Source organism: uncultured Fluviicola sp. (assembly GCF_902168135.1).
Lineage (GTDB): Bacteria > Bacteroidota > Bacteroidia > Flavobacteriales_D > Crocinitomicaceae > Fluviicola.
The window spans coordinates 1-17,649 of sequence record NZ_CABHOL010000026.1 but is presented as its reverse complement, the minus strand read 5'-3'; the positions used below and the strand labels follow the sequence as shown (position 1 = coordinate 17,649).

15 protein-coding genes and 1 pseudogene are annotated in these 17,649 nt (G+C 35.7%); 3 read left to right on the top strand and 13 right to left on the bottom strand.

Going from position 1 to position 17,649, the window contains the following annotated elements; translation table 11 throughout:
* Window positions 1-140 precede the first annotated feature (140 nt).
* The 3 genes from rsgA (at window position 141) to QZT69_RS11040 (ending at window position 2,009) form a co-directional block, all read left to right on the top strand.
* Window positions 141-1,103 (top strand): ribosome small subunit-dependent GTPase A, encoded by a 963-nt coding sequence (gene rsgA / locus QZT69_RS11050; RefSeq protein WP_294674058.1) that lies wholly within the window; start codon window positions 141-143, stop codon window positions 1,101-1,103.
* Window positions 1,104-1,230: 127 nt separating this feature from the next.
* Window positions 1,231-1,683, top strand: a complete 453-nt coding sequence (dtd, locus tag QZT69_RS11045) for a D-aminoacyl-tRNA deacylase (protein ID WP_294674056.1) — start codon at window positions 1,231-1,233, stop codon at window positions 1,681-1,683.
* Entirely contained in the window at window positions 1,683-2,009 is a 327-nt protein-coding gene (locus QZT69_RS11040; protein WP_294674054.1) for a nucleotide pyrophosphohydrolase, read from the top strand. The genes dtd and QZT69_RS11040 overlap by 1 nt, the downstream gene beginning before the upstream one ends.
* Before the next feature lie 45 nt (window positions 2,010-2,054).
* Here QZT69_RS11040 and QZT69_RS11035 read toward each other — a convergent pair whose 3' ends face one another.
* The 13 genes and pseudogenes from QZT69_RS11035 to QZT69_RS10970 all read right to left on the bottom strand — a co-directional run bounded on the left by QZT69_RS11035 (window position 2,055) and on the right by QZT69_RS10970 (window position 17,570).
* Entirely contained in the window at window positions 2,055-4,445 is a 2,391-nt protein-coding gene (locus QZT69_RS11035; protein WP_294674050.1) for a tyrosine-protein kinase, read from the bottom strand.
* Entirely contained in the window at window positions 4,445-5,248 is an 804-nt protein-coding gene (locus QZT69_RS11030) for a polysaccharide biosynthesis/export family protein (RefSeq protein ID WP_294674047.1), read from the bottom strand. Before QZT69_RS11030 ends, QZT69_RS11035 begins: the two co-directional genes overlap by 1 nt.
* 14 nt (window positions 5,249-5,262) lie before the next feature.
* Window positions 5,263-6,462, bottom strand: a complete 1,200-nt coding sequence (locus tag QZT69_RS11025) for an MraY family glycosyltransferase (RefSeq protein WP_294674045.1) — start codon at window positions 6,460-6,462, stop codon at window positions 5,263-5,265.
* A gap of 599 nt (window positions 6,463-7,061) precedes the next feature.
* The gene (wecB, locus tag QZT69_RS11020) at window positions 7,062-8,165 is read right to left on the bottom strand and encodes a non-hydrolyzing UDP-N-acetylglucosamine 2-epimerase (RefSeq protein WP_294674043.1); all 1,104 of its coding nucleotides are present in this window, start codon (window positions 8,163-8,165) and stop codon (window positions 7,062-7,064) included.
* Window positions 8,166-8,167: 2 nt separating this feature from the next.
* The gene (locus QZT69_RS11015) at window positions 8,168-8,866 is read right to left on the bottom strand and encodes a WecB/TagA/CpsF family glycosyltransferase (protein WP_294674042.1); all 699 of its coding nucleotides are present in this window, start codon (window positions 8,864-8,866) and stop codon (window positions 8,168-8,170) included.
* A gap of 23 nt (window positions 8,867-8,889) precedes the next feature.
* Window positions 8,890-10,740, bottom strand: a complete 1,851-nt coding sequence (gene asnB, locus QZT69_RS11010) for an asparagine synthase (glutamine-hydrolyzing) (protein WP_294674040.1) — start codon at window positions 10,738-10,740, stop codon at window positions 8,890-8,892.
* A gap of 8 nt (window positions 10,741-10,748) precedes the next feature.
* Window positions 10,749-10,907 (bottom strand): annotated as a pseudogene (locus QZT69_RS11005) (DapH/DapD/GlmU-related protein); the annotation flags it as partial.
* A gap of 344 nt (window positions 10,908-11,251) precedes the next feature.
* Complete coding sequence (locus QZT69_RS10995) at window positions 11,252-12,412, bottom strand: hypothetical protein (protein ID WP_294674038.1); 1,161 nt, start codon at window positions 12,410-12,412, stop codon at window positions 11,252-11,254.
* Window positions 12,409-13,476, bottom strand: a complete 1,068-nt coding sequence (locus QZT69_RS10990; protein ID WP_294674036.1) for a glycosyltransferase family 4 protein — start codon at window positions 13,474-13,476, stop codon at window positions 12,409-12,411. Before QZT69_RS10990 ends, QZT69_RS10995 begins: the two co-directional genes overlap by 4 nt.
* 26 nt (window positions 13,477-13,502) lie before the next feature.
* Window positions 13,503-14,654 carry an EpsG family protein gene (locus QZT69_RS10985; RefSeq protein WP_294674034.1) on the bottom strand — a complete coding sequence of 384 codons (1,152 nt, stop codon included), beginning with the start codon at window positions 14,652-14,654 and terminating at the stop codon, window positions 13,503-13,505.
* Window positions 14,655-15,647, bottom strand: coding sequence for a glycosyltransferase (locus QZT69_RS10980; protein ID WP_294674032.1), 993 nt, complete (start codon window positions 15,645-15,647; stop codon window positions 14,655-14,657). It lies immediately after the preceding gene.
* A 21-nt stretch (window positions 15,648-15,668) separates the two neighbouring features.
* The gene (locus tag QZT69_RS10975; protein WP_294674030.1) at window positions 15,669-16,802 is read right to left on the bottom strand and encodes a polysaccharide pyruvyl transferase family protein; all 1,134 of its coding nucleotides are present in this window, start codon (window positions 16,800-16,802) and stop codon (window positions 15,669-15,671) included.
* Between the two features lie 15 nt (window positions 16,803-16,817).
* Window positions 16,818-17,570 carry a nitroreductase family protein gene (locus QZT69_RS10970; protein WP_294674027.1) on the bottom strand — a complete coding sequence of 251 codons (753 nt, stop codon included), beginning with the start codon at window positions 17,568-17,570 and terminating at the stop codon, window positions 16,818-16,820.
* Window positions 17,571-17,649: the final 79 nt, after the last annotated feature.

Genomic DNA, 17,649 nt, shown 5'->3' with positions numbered 1-17,649 from the left:
AGAGCGCAAAGATTTTTGAATCGTTAATTATACGTTCTCCTTCTCTTTGAGGTAATGAAAGAGGGAATGTTTCATTTTGCAGAACCTTTTCACTCTTTGTCACTCTTTGCGGTTACAATACCTTTCGGTAATTTTGTGGTATGAGTGATAATCTTCGTGGAAGGGTTTTAAAGTCAACAGGAAAGTGGTACCAGGTATTAATGCCTGCCGGTGAAGTTGTGGAATGCAGAGTCCGCGGAAGGCTGAAACTGGAAGGATTAAAAACAACCAACCCGATTGCAGTCGGAGATATCGTGATTTTAGATCCGAAAAGCGATGAGGAAGGAAAGCGGGTAATTGTGGATTACGAACTTCGTGAAAACTATATTGTTCGTAAGAGCACGAATTTGAGTAAGCAGATGCACATCCTGGCAGCCAACATTGACCGTGCTTACCTGATGGTTACATTGAAATATCCTGAAACGCATTTTGTGTTTATTGACCGCTTCCTGGTTGCCGCTGAATCTTTCCGTATACCAACAACCCTGATATTTAATAAAGTGGATTTGCTGGATGATGAAGGTTTACTTGATCTGAAAGCGATTATGTTTATGTACGAATCGGTCGGTTATCCCTGTCATGCAATCTCAGCAACCAATGAAAAAGACATCGACTTCCTGAGAGAAGAGATTAAGGACCACCAGGTCATGATCGCCGGACATTCGGGAACCGGGAAAAGTACTTTGGTAAATGCACTGGATCCTAACCTGGATCTTCGGGTAGGAGAGATTTCATCCGCTCATCATCAAGGGCAGCATACCACCACCTTCGCAGAAATGCACCCGCTGCAATCAGGTGGGTTTATTATTGATACACCCGGAATCCGTGCTTTTGGAATTGTAGATTTGGATAAAGAGGTTATTTCACATTACTTTCCCGAAATGCGTGAATTGATAGGCCAATGTAAGTTCCACAACTGTCAGCATTTGAATGAACCGGCTTGTGCTGTTAAGGAAGCTGTTAAAAACGGTGAAATCTATGAAAGCCGTTATTTTACCTATCTGCAGTTGATGAATGGTGATGACGAAGATGTGCATCGTAGGAATAAGCGGGGATTGGAATAGGAAAACATCCGGAAATAGAAAAATTTGAATATCGCTATATAGCGATGTTCAGATATTGAAAAATAGGGTTGTTAAAACTTTCCTCATATGCTAAATACAAATTATCCGACAATCCCTATATTTGATCATGCGACTAGTCATTCAACGGGTTTCAAATGCAAGTGTTACGGTAGAAAATCAAATCATCGGCCGAATAGGAAAGGGTTTATTGGTTCTTCTGGGGATTGAACAATCGGATTCGGAAGAAGATGTGGATTGGTTGGTACCGAAAACATTGCAAATGCGTATATTTTCCGACGAAGAAGGGAAAATGAATTGTTCTCTGCAGGATATTCAGGGCGATCTGCTTGTGGTTAGCCAATTTACTTTGCATGCATCGACAAAAAAAGGAAATAGACCCGGTTTTATTGCAGCAGCCCGGCCCGAAGAGGCAATTCCATTGTATGAGATGTTTATCCGGAAATCAGAAATCGCCCTGGGCAAAACAGTACAATGCGGATCTTTCGGGGCAGATATGAAGGTAGAATTGTTAAATGACGGACCGGTTACTATACTAATTGATTCAAAGAACAGGGAATAATGGAAATTTCAGAAGCACAGCGAAAAGTAGATCAATGGATCAAAGAAGTCGGAGTTCGTTATTTCAACGAATTAACAAATATGGCTATGCTTACCGAGGAAGTGGGGGAGGTTGCCCGTATCATTGCCCGAAGGTATGGTGAACAAAGCGAAAAGGAGAGTGACAAAGGCAAGGATTTGGGAGACGAATTAGCCGACGTGCTTTTTGTATTGATTTGCCTGGCAAATCAAACCGGGGTGGATTTGGAAGAAGCTTTAGAAAAGAACCTGGCAAAGAAAACAGGCAGAGATGCTTTACGGCACAAGAATAATGAAAAATTAAAATAATCCCCTTTGGCACTAGGGGATTATTGATCGATCTTCAGTGCTCTCTTATTTACCGATACCAAACAAGCGTTTCCACCAGACTTTTTTGCCCGTATTTTCTCCGTAACCATAAGAATAAGAATAGGAATAGCCTCCGCCTAAATTGTTCTTCACGGCATTCATCATGACATAAAGATTCTTTAGTTTTCCCTGGGTTTTGAGTTCTACGATATGGCTCTGATAACGCTTATCTATCATCCCCGAACGAATGATATAAAGTGTCACATCCGTAAGACGATTAGTATTAACTGCATCGATCACCAGACCAACCGGAGCGTTATCCAAAATAATATAATCAAATTCTTTACGTAAATTCTCAATGAGTTCATCCAATCGGTGGCTCATCAATAACTCACTTGGATTCGGTGGAATATCTCCAGCCTGCACAATACTGATAGTTTGACCCTGAAATTCATGAGTAAGGACAATTTCTTCTGCTCTCAACTCCTGATTCGCCAGATAATTTGACAAGCCGGGTATTTTTTTCAGTTCCAGAATTTCATGGATCCGCGGCTTTCTTAAGTCCAGTCCCATTAAGAGCACTTTTTTACCGGCGGCGGCAAACATAAATGCCATGTTTACTGAAGTTAAAGATTTTCCTTCACCACTTACACTTGATGTAATACCGATAACTTTGCATCCTTTATTTTCGGAGGAACTTACAAAAGAAAGATTGGTCCTCAATACTCTGAAAGCTTCCGAGATGCTGGACTGTGGATGGCTCAGGACCATTAACTTATCCTTATCCTTTTCTTCAGGAATTACACCTACAACGGTCAATCCCGAATTTTCCAGGTCGGTACGAGAAACAATTTTGTTATTCAATAACGTTCGCAAATAGATGATCCCGATAGGAATGAGGAGGCCAAGCAGTAAGGAGATCAGGTAGATCAAAGGTTTTTTAGGGGCAACGGGAATACCGGTGCTGTAAGCCGTATCAATGACACGTGAATTCGCTACGGTTGCCGCCAACGAAATCTCATTTTGTTCTCTTTTCTGCAAAAGGAACAGGTACAAACTCTCCTTTATCTGCTGTTGGCGAAATATATCCCGATACTCCCTTTCAAACTGAGGAATAGACGAAATTTTAGATTGATAGATCTGCTCTTCACTTTTCAGTTTCTTGAGTTCCATTTGTGAAGAATTCCGCATGTTCCTTAAACTGTTTTCCAAGGATGAACGTAAACTCGACAATTGTGACTCAATACGGGCAACCCCCGGATGTTTATTTCCGCTGGTTTCACGTAAACGATTTCGCTCTAAAACCAAGGTATTGTATTGATTGGTCATTTCAACTACCGCCGGGTCCTTGAACCCCAGGTTAGCCGGCAAGAGTTGTTCATACCCATTTTGCCTGGAAATGACTTCATTCATGAAATCTGCAAGGCTCATTTCGATACTTGCCTCAACCACTTTTTTCTCTATTTCACTCTCTTTCGTAAGATAGGTAGCGGCATCGGTTGTTACATCTACTAAATGGTGCTCGGATTTATAATCTTCCCCTTTCTTTTCAACATCCGTAAGTTCAGCTGCAATGAATTTCATGCGATCATTGATGAATGCTGTGGTATTCTTTACGACCTCGTTCTTGTTGTTAATAGCATTTTCCTGGTGGACTGCAATGATCTTATTTAAAATAGCATTGTTCTTTTCAACGTTATGTCCTTTTACTTTAAGGACAAGAATATTGGCATCCTTACTTGCAGCTTCTACCAACAGGTTCTTACGGATTTCTGTTGCAACCTCAGAAACAGGAGAAACATTGATGAGGATTCTACGTCCAACCCAAAAGGATTTAAAATCATTGGTTTTTTCCAATATTATATTTCCAGTTGGTAATTGAAGAACGGCCCCATATTTATAACTCTGGCCAACCAATGCGTTTCCTTCAGTAATGGTATATTCACTCCTCGAAGTCAGTGTGATTTCAAATTCATAATGCTTATCATAGTATAGGCTGTCGGCTTCAACCGAGCGAATCCTGATAGGATTGGTTTCATACAACTCAGAGCGCACCAAGCCCGTTTTAGTACCTACGATCTGGTATTTCCAGTGCAGGTGAAGATCGCGGACTACGCGTTCCATCAACGAACGTGATTTGTAGAGTTCAATTTCATCCTCCAACACACCACCACCACTTGTTAAGCCAAGATCTTTTAGCATGCCGATTTCTTCGGAAGCCATTCCGGAATTTTTTTCCTGTTCAATTAAAACAGTTGCAATACTTTCGTAACTCGGTGTTTGGTAACGGGCATATATCCAGCCCAAAAACAGGAAAACTATCACAGAGCAAACCAGCCACCTCCAATAAATGAAGTATTTATCCAGTAATTCTCTCAAGGATACAGAATTTTCTTCGTTTCCACGAACTTTATAAACGGATTCTTCCTGGTTCATTATCTGGCAATAATTGAAATTGTGGTTATTACTAGAGAAGTAATTGAAATAAAGATTGGTCCTGTTGTTTTCCAAAATGTACCCTCTGACCTGGCTGCAACATTCGGCTGAACATAAACGACATCATTCTGTTGAAGGTAATACGCCGGTGATCGGAAAACATCTTTTGTGGTGAGATTGATCATGTATTCTTTTTTAACACCGCTGGAATCACGAATGACTTTAATATTTTCTCTTTCTCCGGACATTCTTAAGTCACCGGCAAGTCCAATAGCCTCAAGAACTGTGATTCTTTCATTAGGAATTTTGAATGTTCCAGGTGATTTTACATCACCAAGGACCGTTACTTTAAAGTTCAAAATTTGGATCTGTACGGTAGGATTTTTCAGATGGCCTTCTAACAGAGCTACAATTTCTTCTTCCAGCTCAACTCTGCTTTTACCTTCGGCCTTAATTTTCCCCAAAACAGGTAAGGAAATTTCTCCTTTGGAATTTACCAAATACCCATATAAAGCGGGGTTTCCGATTGTATATCCCTGGTTTGTTGCAACGGTTGCAGGAAGGTTATATATTTTAGCCGTTTCCAGATCTTCACCGGTTACAATGATTGATAAAAAGTCATCCTGTTTAAAGACCGGGGTGAAACTGGGCATAGAAACAACCAAGCTGTCGTTTTCTAAATTCTGGAAGTATACCACTTTTTTGACGGTCCTGCATGAAAAACTCAGCATGATAAGAAAAAGGGTGGGAATTATTAGGGGAATCCTAATTTTAGGCATCCTTGTAAGATTAAAGAAATTCATAGCAAATATACAAATTACTTCAGTAAATGCTCTTTCGAAGAGTAAATACGTTTAATTTGACTGTGAGAATTTTTTTGATATTTCAATTTCCTGTAAGGTTTTAATTTTCTGCGTTTTTTTTTTAATGTAGCTCTGGAGATCACTCGTCCCTTGATAACAACCGGCTTAATCTTGTAGAGGAAAAGAACCGCCAGTCCTGCAAACATTAATATGACTGTAGAGGCTAAGTAGGTATTGGTGAGTTTCAATAGCAGAGAGAATATCAGAACACAACAGATATTTACCGAAGCAATAAGGAAACTCGCTTTACGATGGGATATTTTAAAGGCATCAATCAATATGTGATGCACATGGTTCCTGTCTGCTGAAAACGGACTCCTTCCGTTCAGCAGCCTAATTGTAAAGACACGCGCAGTATCAAATAACGGAATAATGATAAACGAAATGAGAACAATAGGTATATCTACGGCATTAAAAGGAAGTTTGTTCAATGATTCGGTGTCAAGTGCCAGAAAACGGACTGACATGAGGCCAACCATGAAACCGATCAGCATCGAACCGGTGTCTCCCATAAATATCCTGTTCCTGGTTGAAAGATTAAAAAATAAAAAACCGGTCAGTATGCCAACCATTACCAGTGATGTAAGTCCGAAGAAATACCTTTCTGCAAAGAAGAATACCACTGAAAAACCTGAAAACGCAATGATTCCAATGGAAGCGGCAAGTCCGTCAATCCCATCAATCAAATTGAAGGCGTTAATAACTGCCAGCATAATCAGAAAACCTACGCCGATCCCGGCCCAATGATTTAAATGATCAATATTCAAAAAACCATGAAGCGAATGAATGGCAAATTTGGGGTTCATGAGTATAAAAAGAGATGCGGCAGATTGCCCGATAAGCTTTGTCAATGGTGAAAGTATGACCAAATCATCTTTTAGTCCCAGAAAGAAAAGGATTGTTAAAGCCGGATAAATACTGGTTGAGACACCATAGGTATCATAGGTATGGTTGAAATACAAGGAAAGCATGAGCACAATGAAGAAAGCCATTCCTCCGAGACTTGGAGTAGCCACCGAATGTGAGCTGCGTTCATTGGGGGAGTCCATCAATTTTTTGAAACGGACAATTTTAATAATCTTGGGGACCAGATATGCCGTTACCAATACTGATAATACAAACGCAATTATTCCGTGAATAAATGGGTAACTCATGTGCGAAAGGTAATTCATTTTAAATGCATATTCAATTTTTTAACACTCTGTTGGTTAAAACATTCTTTTACAGGTTATGGTTGTTTGTGAAGTGATATTTTTTAATATTTTAACAATTGCATCGCTGATTTTCGTACCAAACATATCAATGCGACTCAATTTCTGGTTAAAACATTTTTCATTCAAAGTATTTTTCAATCATGTGTATTAATATTAGCATCTGCTATGATGCAGTAAAAATCTTTGTACAGCATATCACTTGAAAAGGATATTCCTTCGCATGCAGAGCTAACAATTGTTATGCCACTTTTACGCATTTTATAGTGGAAGTTGTAGTTTTCAATAGGTGAAAACTTCTATTGAACTGATATTTAGGTGTTTATTCGAAGGGGCCAAAATGGCAAGTCTTCGTTTGTTTAACCGATTTGTTATTTTCAGGTTTGAATTTGGTTTCCGAATTTCCGGTTTGAAAAATTCCCCGGAGTCTTCACCAAATTCATCAGTGCAAATTTACACATTTAATTTCAATTAATAATGTGATAGGTATTTTGCCTGCAACTTTACACTTTGCATGATTTGTTCCTTTATTCGAGTTGCTATTACACCGAATACCGGGCGTTTAATTGCATTAGTATTTCAACGATTCGTTCTGCTGTTTTTCCATCCCAAAGGGGAGGGATTGATCCGGTCTTCCAATTTCCTGAAAAACATTTTTTCAGCATTTTTTCAACTTCTTTCGGGTCGGTTCCAACAAGTTCGTTGGTTCCTTCAGTTACTGTTTCCGGTCGTTCGGTGGTATCCCTTAAGGTCATGCATGGAATTTTCATGACTGTTGTTTCTTCCGTAATTCCGCCGGAATCTGTAATCACAAGTTTTGCATGTTGCACGAGGTAATTGAATTCCAGGTATCCCATTGGTTCAACCAGGTGTAACCTTGGATGGGAAATTTCCAATAGTTCGATCATTTTTGCAGTTCTGGGATGCACCGGGAACACAATCGGACAGTTTTCCGAACTGGCAATGATTTGGTTCATCAGAGCTTTCAGTTTGGTTTCCTCATCCACGTTACTTGGACGATGAAGTGTTAGCACAATATATTCCTTAGCCATCAACTTAAGCTGGTTCCATAGTTCGGGTTTCCTGAAACGCGGCATTTGTTTGAGTAATGTATCGATCATTGTGTTCCCCACAAAATAGATCTTTTCGTCCTGAACTCCCGATTTTCGAAGGTTCTCGTTTGCAACTTCTGAGGTTGTGAAAAAATAATCGGTAATGGCATCAGTTACCAATCGATTAATCTCTTCCGGCATACTCCAGTCATTGGAACGGATTCCACCCTCCACATGAGCAACTTTAATTTTTAACTTTTGTGCTACTATTGCACATGCCATAGTTGAAGTCACATCTCCTACTACTAAAACAAGATCTGTGGGGTTGGTCTCAAGGTGTTTTTCAAAGCGGACCATGATGGCAGCAGTTTGTTCGGCTTGTGTTCCTCCTCCTGCCTCCAGATTTGCATTTGGCTGCGGAATTCCCAATTCGTCAAAAAATTGTCCGGACATTTTCTTGTCATAATGCTGACCCGTATGTACTAAACTGTATTGGAGTGGGCTTCCTGCCAATTGTACTTTTTGTAATGCGTGAATAATCGGCGCAATTTTCATAAAGTTAGGCCGTGCTCCGGCGATAAGTGTAATGTGCATATTCAAAGTCGATTAAATTGAAGTAGAATGAAAAAGCGAATGAGGTGGATTTGTCTCTTGATTCGGGAAGGTTGCTTAACCAGGCGATATGCCCATTCAAGGTTGTTTTTTACCCACCATTGCGGTGCGCGGTTAACTTTGCCCGTATATACATCAAAACTTCCTCCCAAACCTTGATAGACAGCGGGATGAAAACGATACATTTCCTCCATCAGTAATTCTTGTTTGGGTGATCCCATGGCTACAAAAATGACATCAGGCTTACGTTTCGTAACATCTTGAATCAATTTTTCTCGTTCTTCTTCTGATTTCAAATACCCATTTCTGAAATTGACAATGGTGAGATTTGGAAACTCCTTTTTTAGCTTTTTAACGGTAGCCTGAATGACTTCCTCAGAGCCTCCTACTAAATAAAATGTTTTACTGGTTTCATATTCTTTGATTACATTCAACCACAATTCACAACCTGGTATTTTTACCACATGCGTACATCCCTTCTTCTTTAAGGCCCAAACAGCTCCAATACCATCCGGATAACCAACATTTCGATTGATAATAGTACGGGACTCATCTGTGGCATGCAGGATTTTTTCTGCGTTCACTGCCACTAAAATAGCTTGCTGGTCAAAAGCATATTGCATAAGTTCCTTTCGGGATTGGGGTGCGAAAGTTTGTATTCCATTTAATATTTTATGTTCCATAATGGATAATGAGTTATTTCCAATTAAAATAAATCGTGATTTGATTCCATCCAATAATAGATACTTAACAACAAGAAAATTTGCTTTTCTTTATTATATCCATTGGCATGCTGTTTGAGTATTTCTGCTACAGCCTTCGAACTGAAAACTTTTGAAAACACAGAGTTGGCAGAAAGTAAGATATTTTCTAATGTTTCCATTTCTTCATGAAACCATTTTCGAGTTGGTGATTGAAAACCTTTTTTAGGACGATTAATGATTTCGCTGGGTAAAATTGTTTTTGCGAATTCTTTATGAACAATTTTCCCCCCTTTTTCATTCAGTTTCAAATCAACAGGTAAAGATTCAATAAAATGGATAAGTTCAATATCAAGCATCGGAACCCGGCATTCCATGGAAAAATTCATGGTAATTTTATCTGTGTAATTTAATAAATCATCAGCAAGATTCATTCTGGTATCAATTGCCATCATTTTTTCTACGGGATGTTTTATTTCTTTACACGATAACAAATTGTAAAAAACTGTAATGTGTTTTTCGCTTAAAGTATCTTTTGCTGCAATCAATTGCTGGATTTCGTCAGTTGAAAAAATCTCGTATACAGATAAAAATCGTTGAATTTCATCATTGATCCCAATCGCTGCAGCTCCGCGAATGAGTTGTTCGTTTTTGACTTTTAAAAGTTTTATGGCAGGTTTAATTATTCCGCGAAAAACAGTCGGAATTTTTTCTCGAATGATTTCAGAACGATAGCGGGTATACCCACCCAAAGGTTCATCAGCTCCTTGCCCAGTTAAAACGACTTTTACATTTTCAGAAGCCATTTGAGCCAAGTAATACATAGGAATCATGGAGGTCGTTGCCAAAGGCTCCTCTACAATACGAGAACATTCTTGAATTAAGCGTAAAAAATCAGTAAACGTAATTTTTTTAACATGGTGTTCCAAGCCTAATAATTTAGCTGTATTTGTAGCATCTACAATTTCATCTTCTTCAAAATCTCCATCAAAACCGATTGTAAATGCTTTCAGTTTTCCTTTGTAATGTTTTTGAGCTAATGCAGCAACTAAAGCTGAATCAATTCCGCCACTCAATAGGACCCCTACTTCCACATCAGATAATAATTGTCGCTGAACTGCTTTTTCCAATTCGACTCCATACCGATGAATTAAGTTGTTTCTTGAGTCATGTATTTTCTTTGGAGGAGTTTTTTGTGCAAAATATTTTTCAATGGGTGTCAATACTTGCTTCGTCAAGTCAAAAGACATAGAATGTCCAGGTTTGAGCTTTTGAATTTCAGTATACAGAGTGTCGGGGGATGCATTGTATCTCAATCTCAATAAACTAGCTAAAGCAGGTCGATTTAAAGTTTTCTGTTCTAATAAAACTTTGATAGGTCTGATTTCAGACGAAAAAACAAGTTGTTTTCTATCAACAAAATAATATAGGGGCTTTACACCAAATGGATCCCTTCCGATATGGATTATTTCATTTTTCTTGTCGAGAAATGAAAAAGCAAAAATTCCGTTAAAATCCGAAATTCGATCAATTCCAAAATGGATGAGGTAATAAAGAATCGTTTCGGTATCAGAGTGGCCTTTGTAAACGATGTCTTTAGGAAGCTTATCACGCAATTCTAAATGATTATATATTTCTCCATTGAAAATGATTACATAGTTTCCACAATCGGAAACCATAGGCTGATGTCCTGCAGGTGATAGATCAATAATCGACAAACGTCTTTGTCCAAAATGGATCGTATGATTATTAACTGAAAAGGAGTTAATCCCAAAATCATCCGGCCCCCGGTGTTTAATTAAAGAGAGAACAGTTTCCTCAATCTGTACATTTATAGTACCTAGAATTCCACACATATTTATTTTCGTTTTCTTAAAAGTTTAGCGGGAATGCCACCGACAATGCTATATGGTTCAACGTCTTTTGTTACCACAGCACCTGCTCCAATAATCGATCCTTTTCCTATTTTAACACCTGGCATGATAACCACATTACGCCCAATCCAAACATCATTCTCAATCTCGGGAATCAATTCTTCTGTATCTCCTTGTTGAACCATTGGGATTTCAGTGTCCAAAAAAGAATGACCTTTAGTTAAAATAGAAACATTTGGTGCAATCATAACAAAAGAACCTATTTTAGCTCCTTGGATAAAGACATTTTCATTGATTTGACAATTAGCGCCAATCTTTAAACTGCTTGCATCTCCGATATACACGTTATATTCAAAGAAATTTAAACTACCTTTTTCAGTTATTTTAAGAACGTTAGACAAATACCAGCACCTGATTTTATTTGCAGCCTTTAAAAATCGTGAATGAGGCAATTTGCTTATCAACATGTAATAAATCACTAATTTTAACTTTCTCATAATCTACTGATTGACATTAAATAAGGCATAACAGCCCATCTTAGTGTATTTTTGTTTTTCCTTCTACCAAAAAGATCAATTATTGAAAAAACGTTGTTTTTTCTTACAAATTTTAAGCGGATTGTCTGTTCTAATTTGTTGATGATTTCTACATCCTTCATCAATATTGCGAGATTTAAAACTTCAGAATTATCATAAAGATCATATTTGACCATAGTAGGTTTATTTTGAGCAATGAACCTTTTGAATAAACCTGATTTTGAATCGTAAAACGATTCCTTAATCAGATTATATCCTTTATTTACAACATCTTGAGATTCTTGTAGATCAATAGAATTTGACGTTTTAATGATGTTCTTAATAATGAAACAAGAATGAAAACAATCAATAAATGAATTTGTATCATACGGAGCGTACACCCAACTACCATCTACTTGTTGGACTGATTGAATGAATTTGTATAATTTCTTTATTTTGGTTTCAATGTATTTTTTATTATCAACATACTGGTAAAAAATAGAGTATGCAAACATGGTATATGAAACGGCATTTGTCACAACTCTGTCTTTAAAAGGTCCATATGAAGTAATCATAAAATTTTCACTATCTTCCAATACTACAATGTCTTTTTCATAAAAATCATAAATGCTAAGAATCGCATTTAAAATTTTTTCATCATGAGTAATTTTGTAGTAGGAGTCAAGTAATTCAAGAACATAAGGAGTATTGGTAGTAAACGGTGTATTTTCGTTATAGACTGTGGTGGCATCTATAACAATCTTAAAACCTGTTCCCCAACAAAGTCCACTGTAGTTTTTTGAATGATTTTGAAGTAACCAGTCAATATGAATTTTCGCAAAGTCTAAGTAATTCTTGTCGAAATTAACCTGATATAAATTGAGTAGAACAATGCCTGCCTGAGCTCTAACTATCGGGTATTCTTGCGATTTAAAAAAAATACGGGATTTATTTAGCAGATAAAAATCAGCAACTGAAAAACACCCGGCAGGAAGAAGTCCCAATAGTTTGTTTTTAAAATAAAGCATTTTAATCTTAACTCCAATCCTAGTTTTCCATATATCGTAAGGATCATAAGTGGATAAATCTTCTCTCAAACAAAAATGTTCGATGATAGATATGTTACTTGCTATATTCATTTCTCCTTAAAATCTTTTTGTAAAACCATTTTGAAAAATCCCTCCATTTTTAGAGCTACCTCCGAAGCCATAAAATGTTTTTTAGCATAAAAATGATTAAATTCCCCTATTTCTTTAATTATTGTTGGGTGTTCTAACATATAAGAAATTTTCTCAGCAAAATCAGTAGAATTAAGACTTTTAACCAGGTACCCCATTTTACCTTCTTCAAAAAAATCATTTATTCCCCCCACAGGCCGTGTAATTACCGGTAAACCAAAAGCCATGGCTTCCAAAACGGAAGTTGGCATTCCTTCACTGTACGATGGTAGAATATAAATACTCGCGTCTTCAAAAGCTTGAATTAATTGTTCTCCACTAACATTACCTAAAAAATGGACATTTTGCAATTTCTTTTTCTTCACATAGTCCTTTGCTGCTTCTAGTTGTGACCCTTCCCCTGCGATTACTAACCGAAAGCTACCACCTTGCTTTAAAAAATCCTCACAAGCTTCCAAAACGATGAAGATTCCCTTATAAACTTCAACGCGTGTTAAAAATAGAATGGTAAAATCTGGAACTTGCTTTTTCTGAATTTCAAAGTTTGCAATTAGTCTGTCATCAACTTTAGTGGTTGTTAATTTAATGGGACTTTTAATTCCCCAGTTGATTAAATCCTTTTTGAACGCCCCTGATAAAACTAAGTGCATGGAAGCCAAATCGTATTTTCGTTTAAACCAACTTGAGTCGTTGTTGATTCGTTCAACCAACTCTGGCGACCAACCGTGCCAAAATACAAGCGTCTCTTTTTTCGTAATAGAGGCAATTTTTAAAAATAGTGCGTCGCGTTTTATGGCTGTACTTCCAAGTGATGGATTTAAAACGACCAGGTCATAATTTCCAAAACGACATAGGAAGAAAAACTTAATCAAATCAAAAGGTAAAATTAAAGGTCCAGGTATTTTTTTTCTTCCTCCAATGAAATTATAATGCACTTTCAATTTCCAATAAGGACGTAATCCCTCGTAATGATTCGCAACTCCGCCGAGAAGTGAAATATCAGGGGTATTTATTAGAATTTTCAAAACTTAAATAATTGTGTTTTTACTTACTACTTATCATAATTATCCCAATAAAACTTATAATTGGAATAATCTGCTTTACCCTTTCCTTCGTCTGCAAAAATGGATAATGGCAGATAGCTTAATACTATTAAGAAAGTTATAAGATAAATGGGATACATTTTATTAATATTCGTTCTTAAATAATCTAATAAATATGCGGTTGCTGGAATAATGAAAATTGTTAAATAAGTTGTTGGACGAATTAATCCATGATTGAGATTAGCAACTATATTATAAAGTAAAAAACCAAATAACGCTAAATTGTAATATGTGAGAAAGAAAGTGTTTTGATACGTAACTTTCAATTTAGGCGAAAACCAAATAATTAATAGAGGTATTAGCATTAAGCTTAATCTTCTAGGGCCTATATTACTAACTTGATTATTCTCAATTAAAACATTTATGTTTTCTGAATACCAATCGTAACCAAGAAGATTGAATAATTGGCTAAATTGGTTTAAACTATCAATCCAAAAATCCATACTTCCAAGGATTAATGAAAAAACAACTAAAAAAAGTGTCAGGATTCTACTCTTAAAATAATCTCGTTGTGGAATAAAATAGAAAATAATTAGTCCCAATGCTGAGGTATGAAACAAACTAGCGAATAAAATTGTAAGTACATATTTTACGAATTGTCTATTTTGAATGAATTGTATAGAGAATACAAAAATTGTTGCTGACAACATTTGTCGCATACCATTCATCCAATTAAGATATTCGGGACCAAATAAGATAATAATCCCTAAAAACGGGTATAAATATCGGTGGTCTTTAAATGCATAGTAGATAAAGAACAACTGAAGAAAAGCGAAAAAACCAAAGTAAAAAGAAAAATGAAGTCCTGATTGAGCAAATAAATTAGTAATAAATTCAAAACCAATTTCTTTATCCAAATATGGATTTAAGCCATTTTGTATTCGTAAATAGTGACTTAAATAAGTTAAGTGATCAACGCCTACATTCCATCTTACTCCTGAAACAAAAGCGAATAAGAATAGGGCAATAAATATTTCCCAAGACCAAAAGGAGGTTTTTCTATGAAGTTGAATAGATTGCTTTTCACGTAAATAGGAGATACGTCCCAATAAAAACAACATTAACCCCAAAAGCCCATATACAAAGAAACTCTGAACCATTTAAACTTCTATATATTTTTCAGTTTTTTCATTTGGAAAAAAAAACAAGAAACCTATCCAAAAGGAAAGATCTAAAAAAAATTGTAGAAAAGAACGTTCCAAAAAGTACTGAAATTTGTATTTGTTTATGTTCGTTTTGATCGTATGAACAAGAGCACGCAAAAATAAAAATGAGCAATAAAGAACAACGAAAATGGTAAAAAACTTATAGTTTATAAAAAAGAAAATAAGAGCTAAAAAAAGCAGAATAGCAGTGTATTGAGCGCGTATTGTTTGGATAATGAAATAAAATTCAAAAAAATGTTTTCGAAATAATATTCCAGGGTAAAAACCATAACCTTGTATCAGGTTTTTCCACATTCTTTTTTCATTACGATAATCAATTGTATGATGTTTTGTAATCAAATGGGGCAATCTATGTACACAAATGCCCAGTGTTTTAAGACGTATAGAAAAATCTATATCTTCATTAATTTTGAATTTTGTATTCATTCCATTCAATTCATCCCAAACTTTTCTTTCAATGAAAAATATTCCACCATTTGTATCTAATTTTTCGATTTCATTTGGTATATCTTTTGAATAGGTTCTTGGTGATTTTCCAATAAAATTTCCCTCATAATCATAGAAATAGTCATCTAAATGCCCTGTAAGAACTTTGAAATTCATTTTTTTATTATCATTTATTGCATAAGATAAAAAATCAACATCCAATTCCATATCCCCATCAACAAAGAATAAAATATCTCCGGATGATTCTTTGGCACCTATATTTCTTGCAATTGCGGCATTTTTTTTACCTGTAATAACAAATGTTTTATTAACGAATGGAAATGATTTCGCTGTTTCTATACTATTATCTTCTGATTTGGAATCGACATAAATTACTTCAAAATCAAGGTCGGAGTATGAATTAATAATATTAGAAATACTATTTAAACATTTTGTTAATCTCGATCCCTCGTTATACCCAATTACAATAATACTTACCATTCATTTAAGGAAAATTCATTTTTATTTTAATGCGTTTTCTAGAAATGAAAATGATTTCTGTTGCTCCTCTTCAAGAATTTTATTTACATTCTCCCAATTTATGCTTGCATCAATCATTTTCTCATCAAAAGAAAAATTGTCTAATATTAATCTGTCTTCTAAATTAAAGGTTTTTAATAGTGAAGTAAAACGAGCAATTCCCCTGTTTTTATTACCAACAGCTAAAAAGGGTTTATTAAAAATGATTGAAAATACACAGCCATGAAAGGAATCAGTAATTACGAAATCTGCATCCATAAATCCTTTTAACCATTTAGACACCGGAGGAAATATTGAATTTTCAATCGTATTTCTCCCCGTAAGTTTTTCTTTTTGCATAACAGTGAAAGGTTTAATTTTCAACCAGTTTGATACATCTATGATTAATTTGTCTTTTTCAGTATTCTCATCAAGAATGTAAGTCATTAATTTCCCTTCACTTGTTGGTTCATTTTCTTCTTGGGTTACTTGTATGTATTTACTTGCATTTAGAAGCAATGTTGGATCCAGGACATGACTTGCTGAAATACTCAAATAATTTTCACATAACTTCACTCCTGACGACTCACGAACAGATACAGCATTGAATTTTTTTACTAACTCAGAACAAATTCTAGTTTGTTCCGGTGTAAATTCCCATTGATCTACACCAAAAGATGCTGCATATGAAATTTTTTTTATTTGATCCTCCTTTTCAATAAAATCCAGGAAGTAATTAAATATATTGGGTGAGTATTTAGGCCGCCAAACCTGATCACTACCAACAACGATAGCGTCGAAGTTTAAATTTTTAATCTCATTTAATTGCTTGTTATCGGTGATTTCCGACGTGATTGGTTGAATGTGTTTTCTCTTAAAATAATTGGTGTAAGTTCCTATAATCTCTTTTTCCTTTGTATTTGGATCTAATGAAAAAGTGGTGCGTTTCAGGAGATGTTTTAAGATTATTCTTTTTACCTGATTTTTTACAATACGTTTAATTGTTGGTTTTGAAGGTTGCCTGTTGATTATCCATACTTCATGCCCCATTTCTTTTAAAGTGCTTTGTAAAGCATAGGCTTGCAGCAATCCGCCATAATTGTTTATTAAGGGCTGTGTAAGTATTCCTATTTTCATTTGTTAATAGTTAGATTAATTAACGACGGTTAATATTTCATCCACTGTTCTTCGTTTGGATAATGTATATTTTATAGTGTCTTCAATATATCCCAAAGCGATTACACAAATTATTTTTTCAGAAGGCTTAAGACCTAATATTTTTTCTGCTTTTAAATCTTCTTGATATTCTTTTCCCCAATTTGCGCAGCATGAAGCAATTTCGTGATAATGAAGCGAATACAATAGGTTCATAAGAAAAATCCCTCCATCAATGTACAATTGATTTCTTTCTCCAACCGAGAAAAAATAATTTCTATCCGAGGTTAAAACAATAATTTGATTAATATTATCTCTAAATCCTGTTAAACCACCCTGAATATCAAGGATTTCATCTATTGTTTTTTTATTTTGTATAAAGTGAACCTTTACTGGCTGTCGATTGCATACAGATGGTGCGTTTTTGGCAATATCAACGACTGATTTTATGATATCGATCTTAATTAATTCCTTAGAGAAACTCCTTATACTTTTCCTCGAATTGGAAAAATCTAAAAAATTATCATTAACGTTTTTATAATATTCAGATTTGCTGACAACTTTGTATATTTCTTCTTCTTCTATCAGGTTTTCTTGAATTCTACTGTAAATTTTTTCGGAAAAAAAATCTTCAATATTTACATTGTTATTCAAATGAAGTTTGAAATAATCTGAAAGCACTTTAAGAGAAATAGATACCTGACTGCTCTTTGATGAGTCATAGTTAATCTTCTCAAGATTACGTATCATTCGCTTAACCCGATGTTCAGCAAAACGATACCGCAACTGTCTCTTATACACATCTCCGAGCCCACGAGACTAAGGCGAA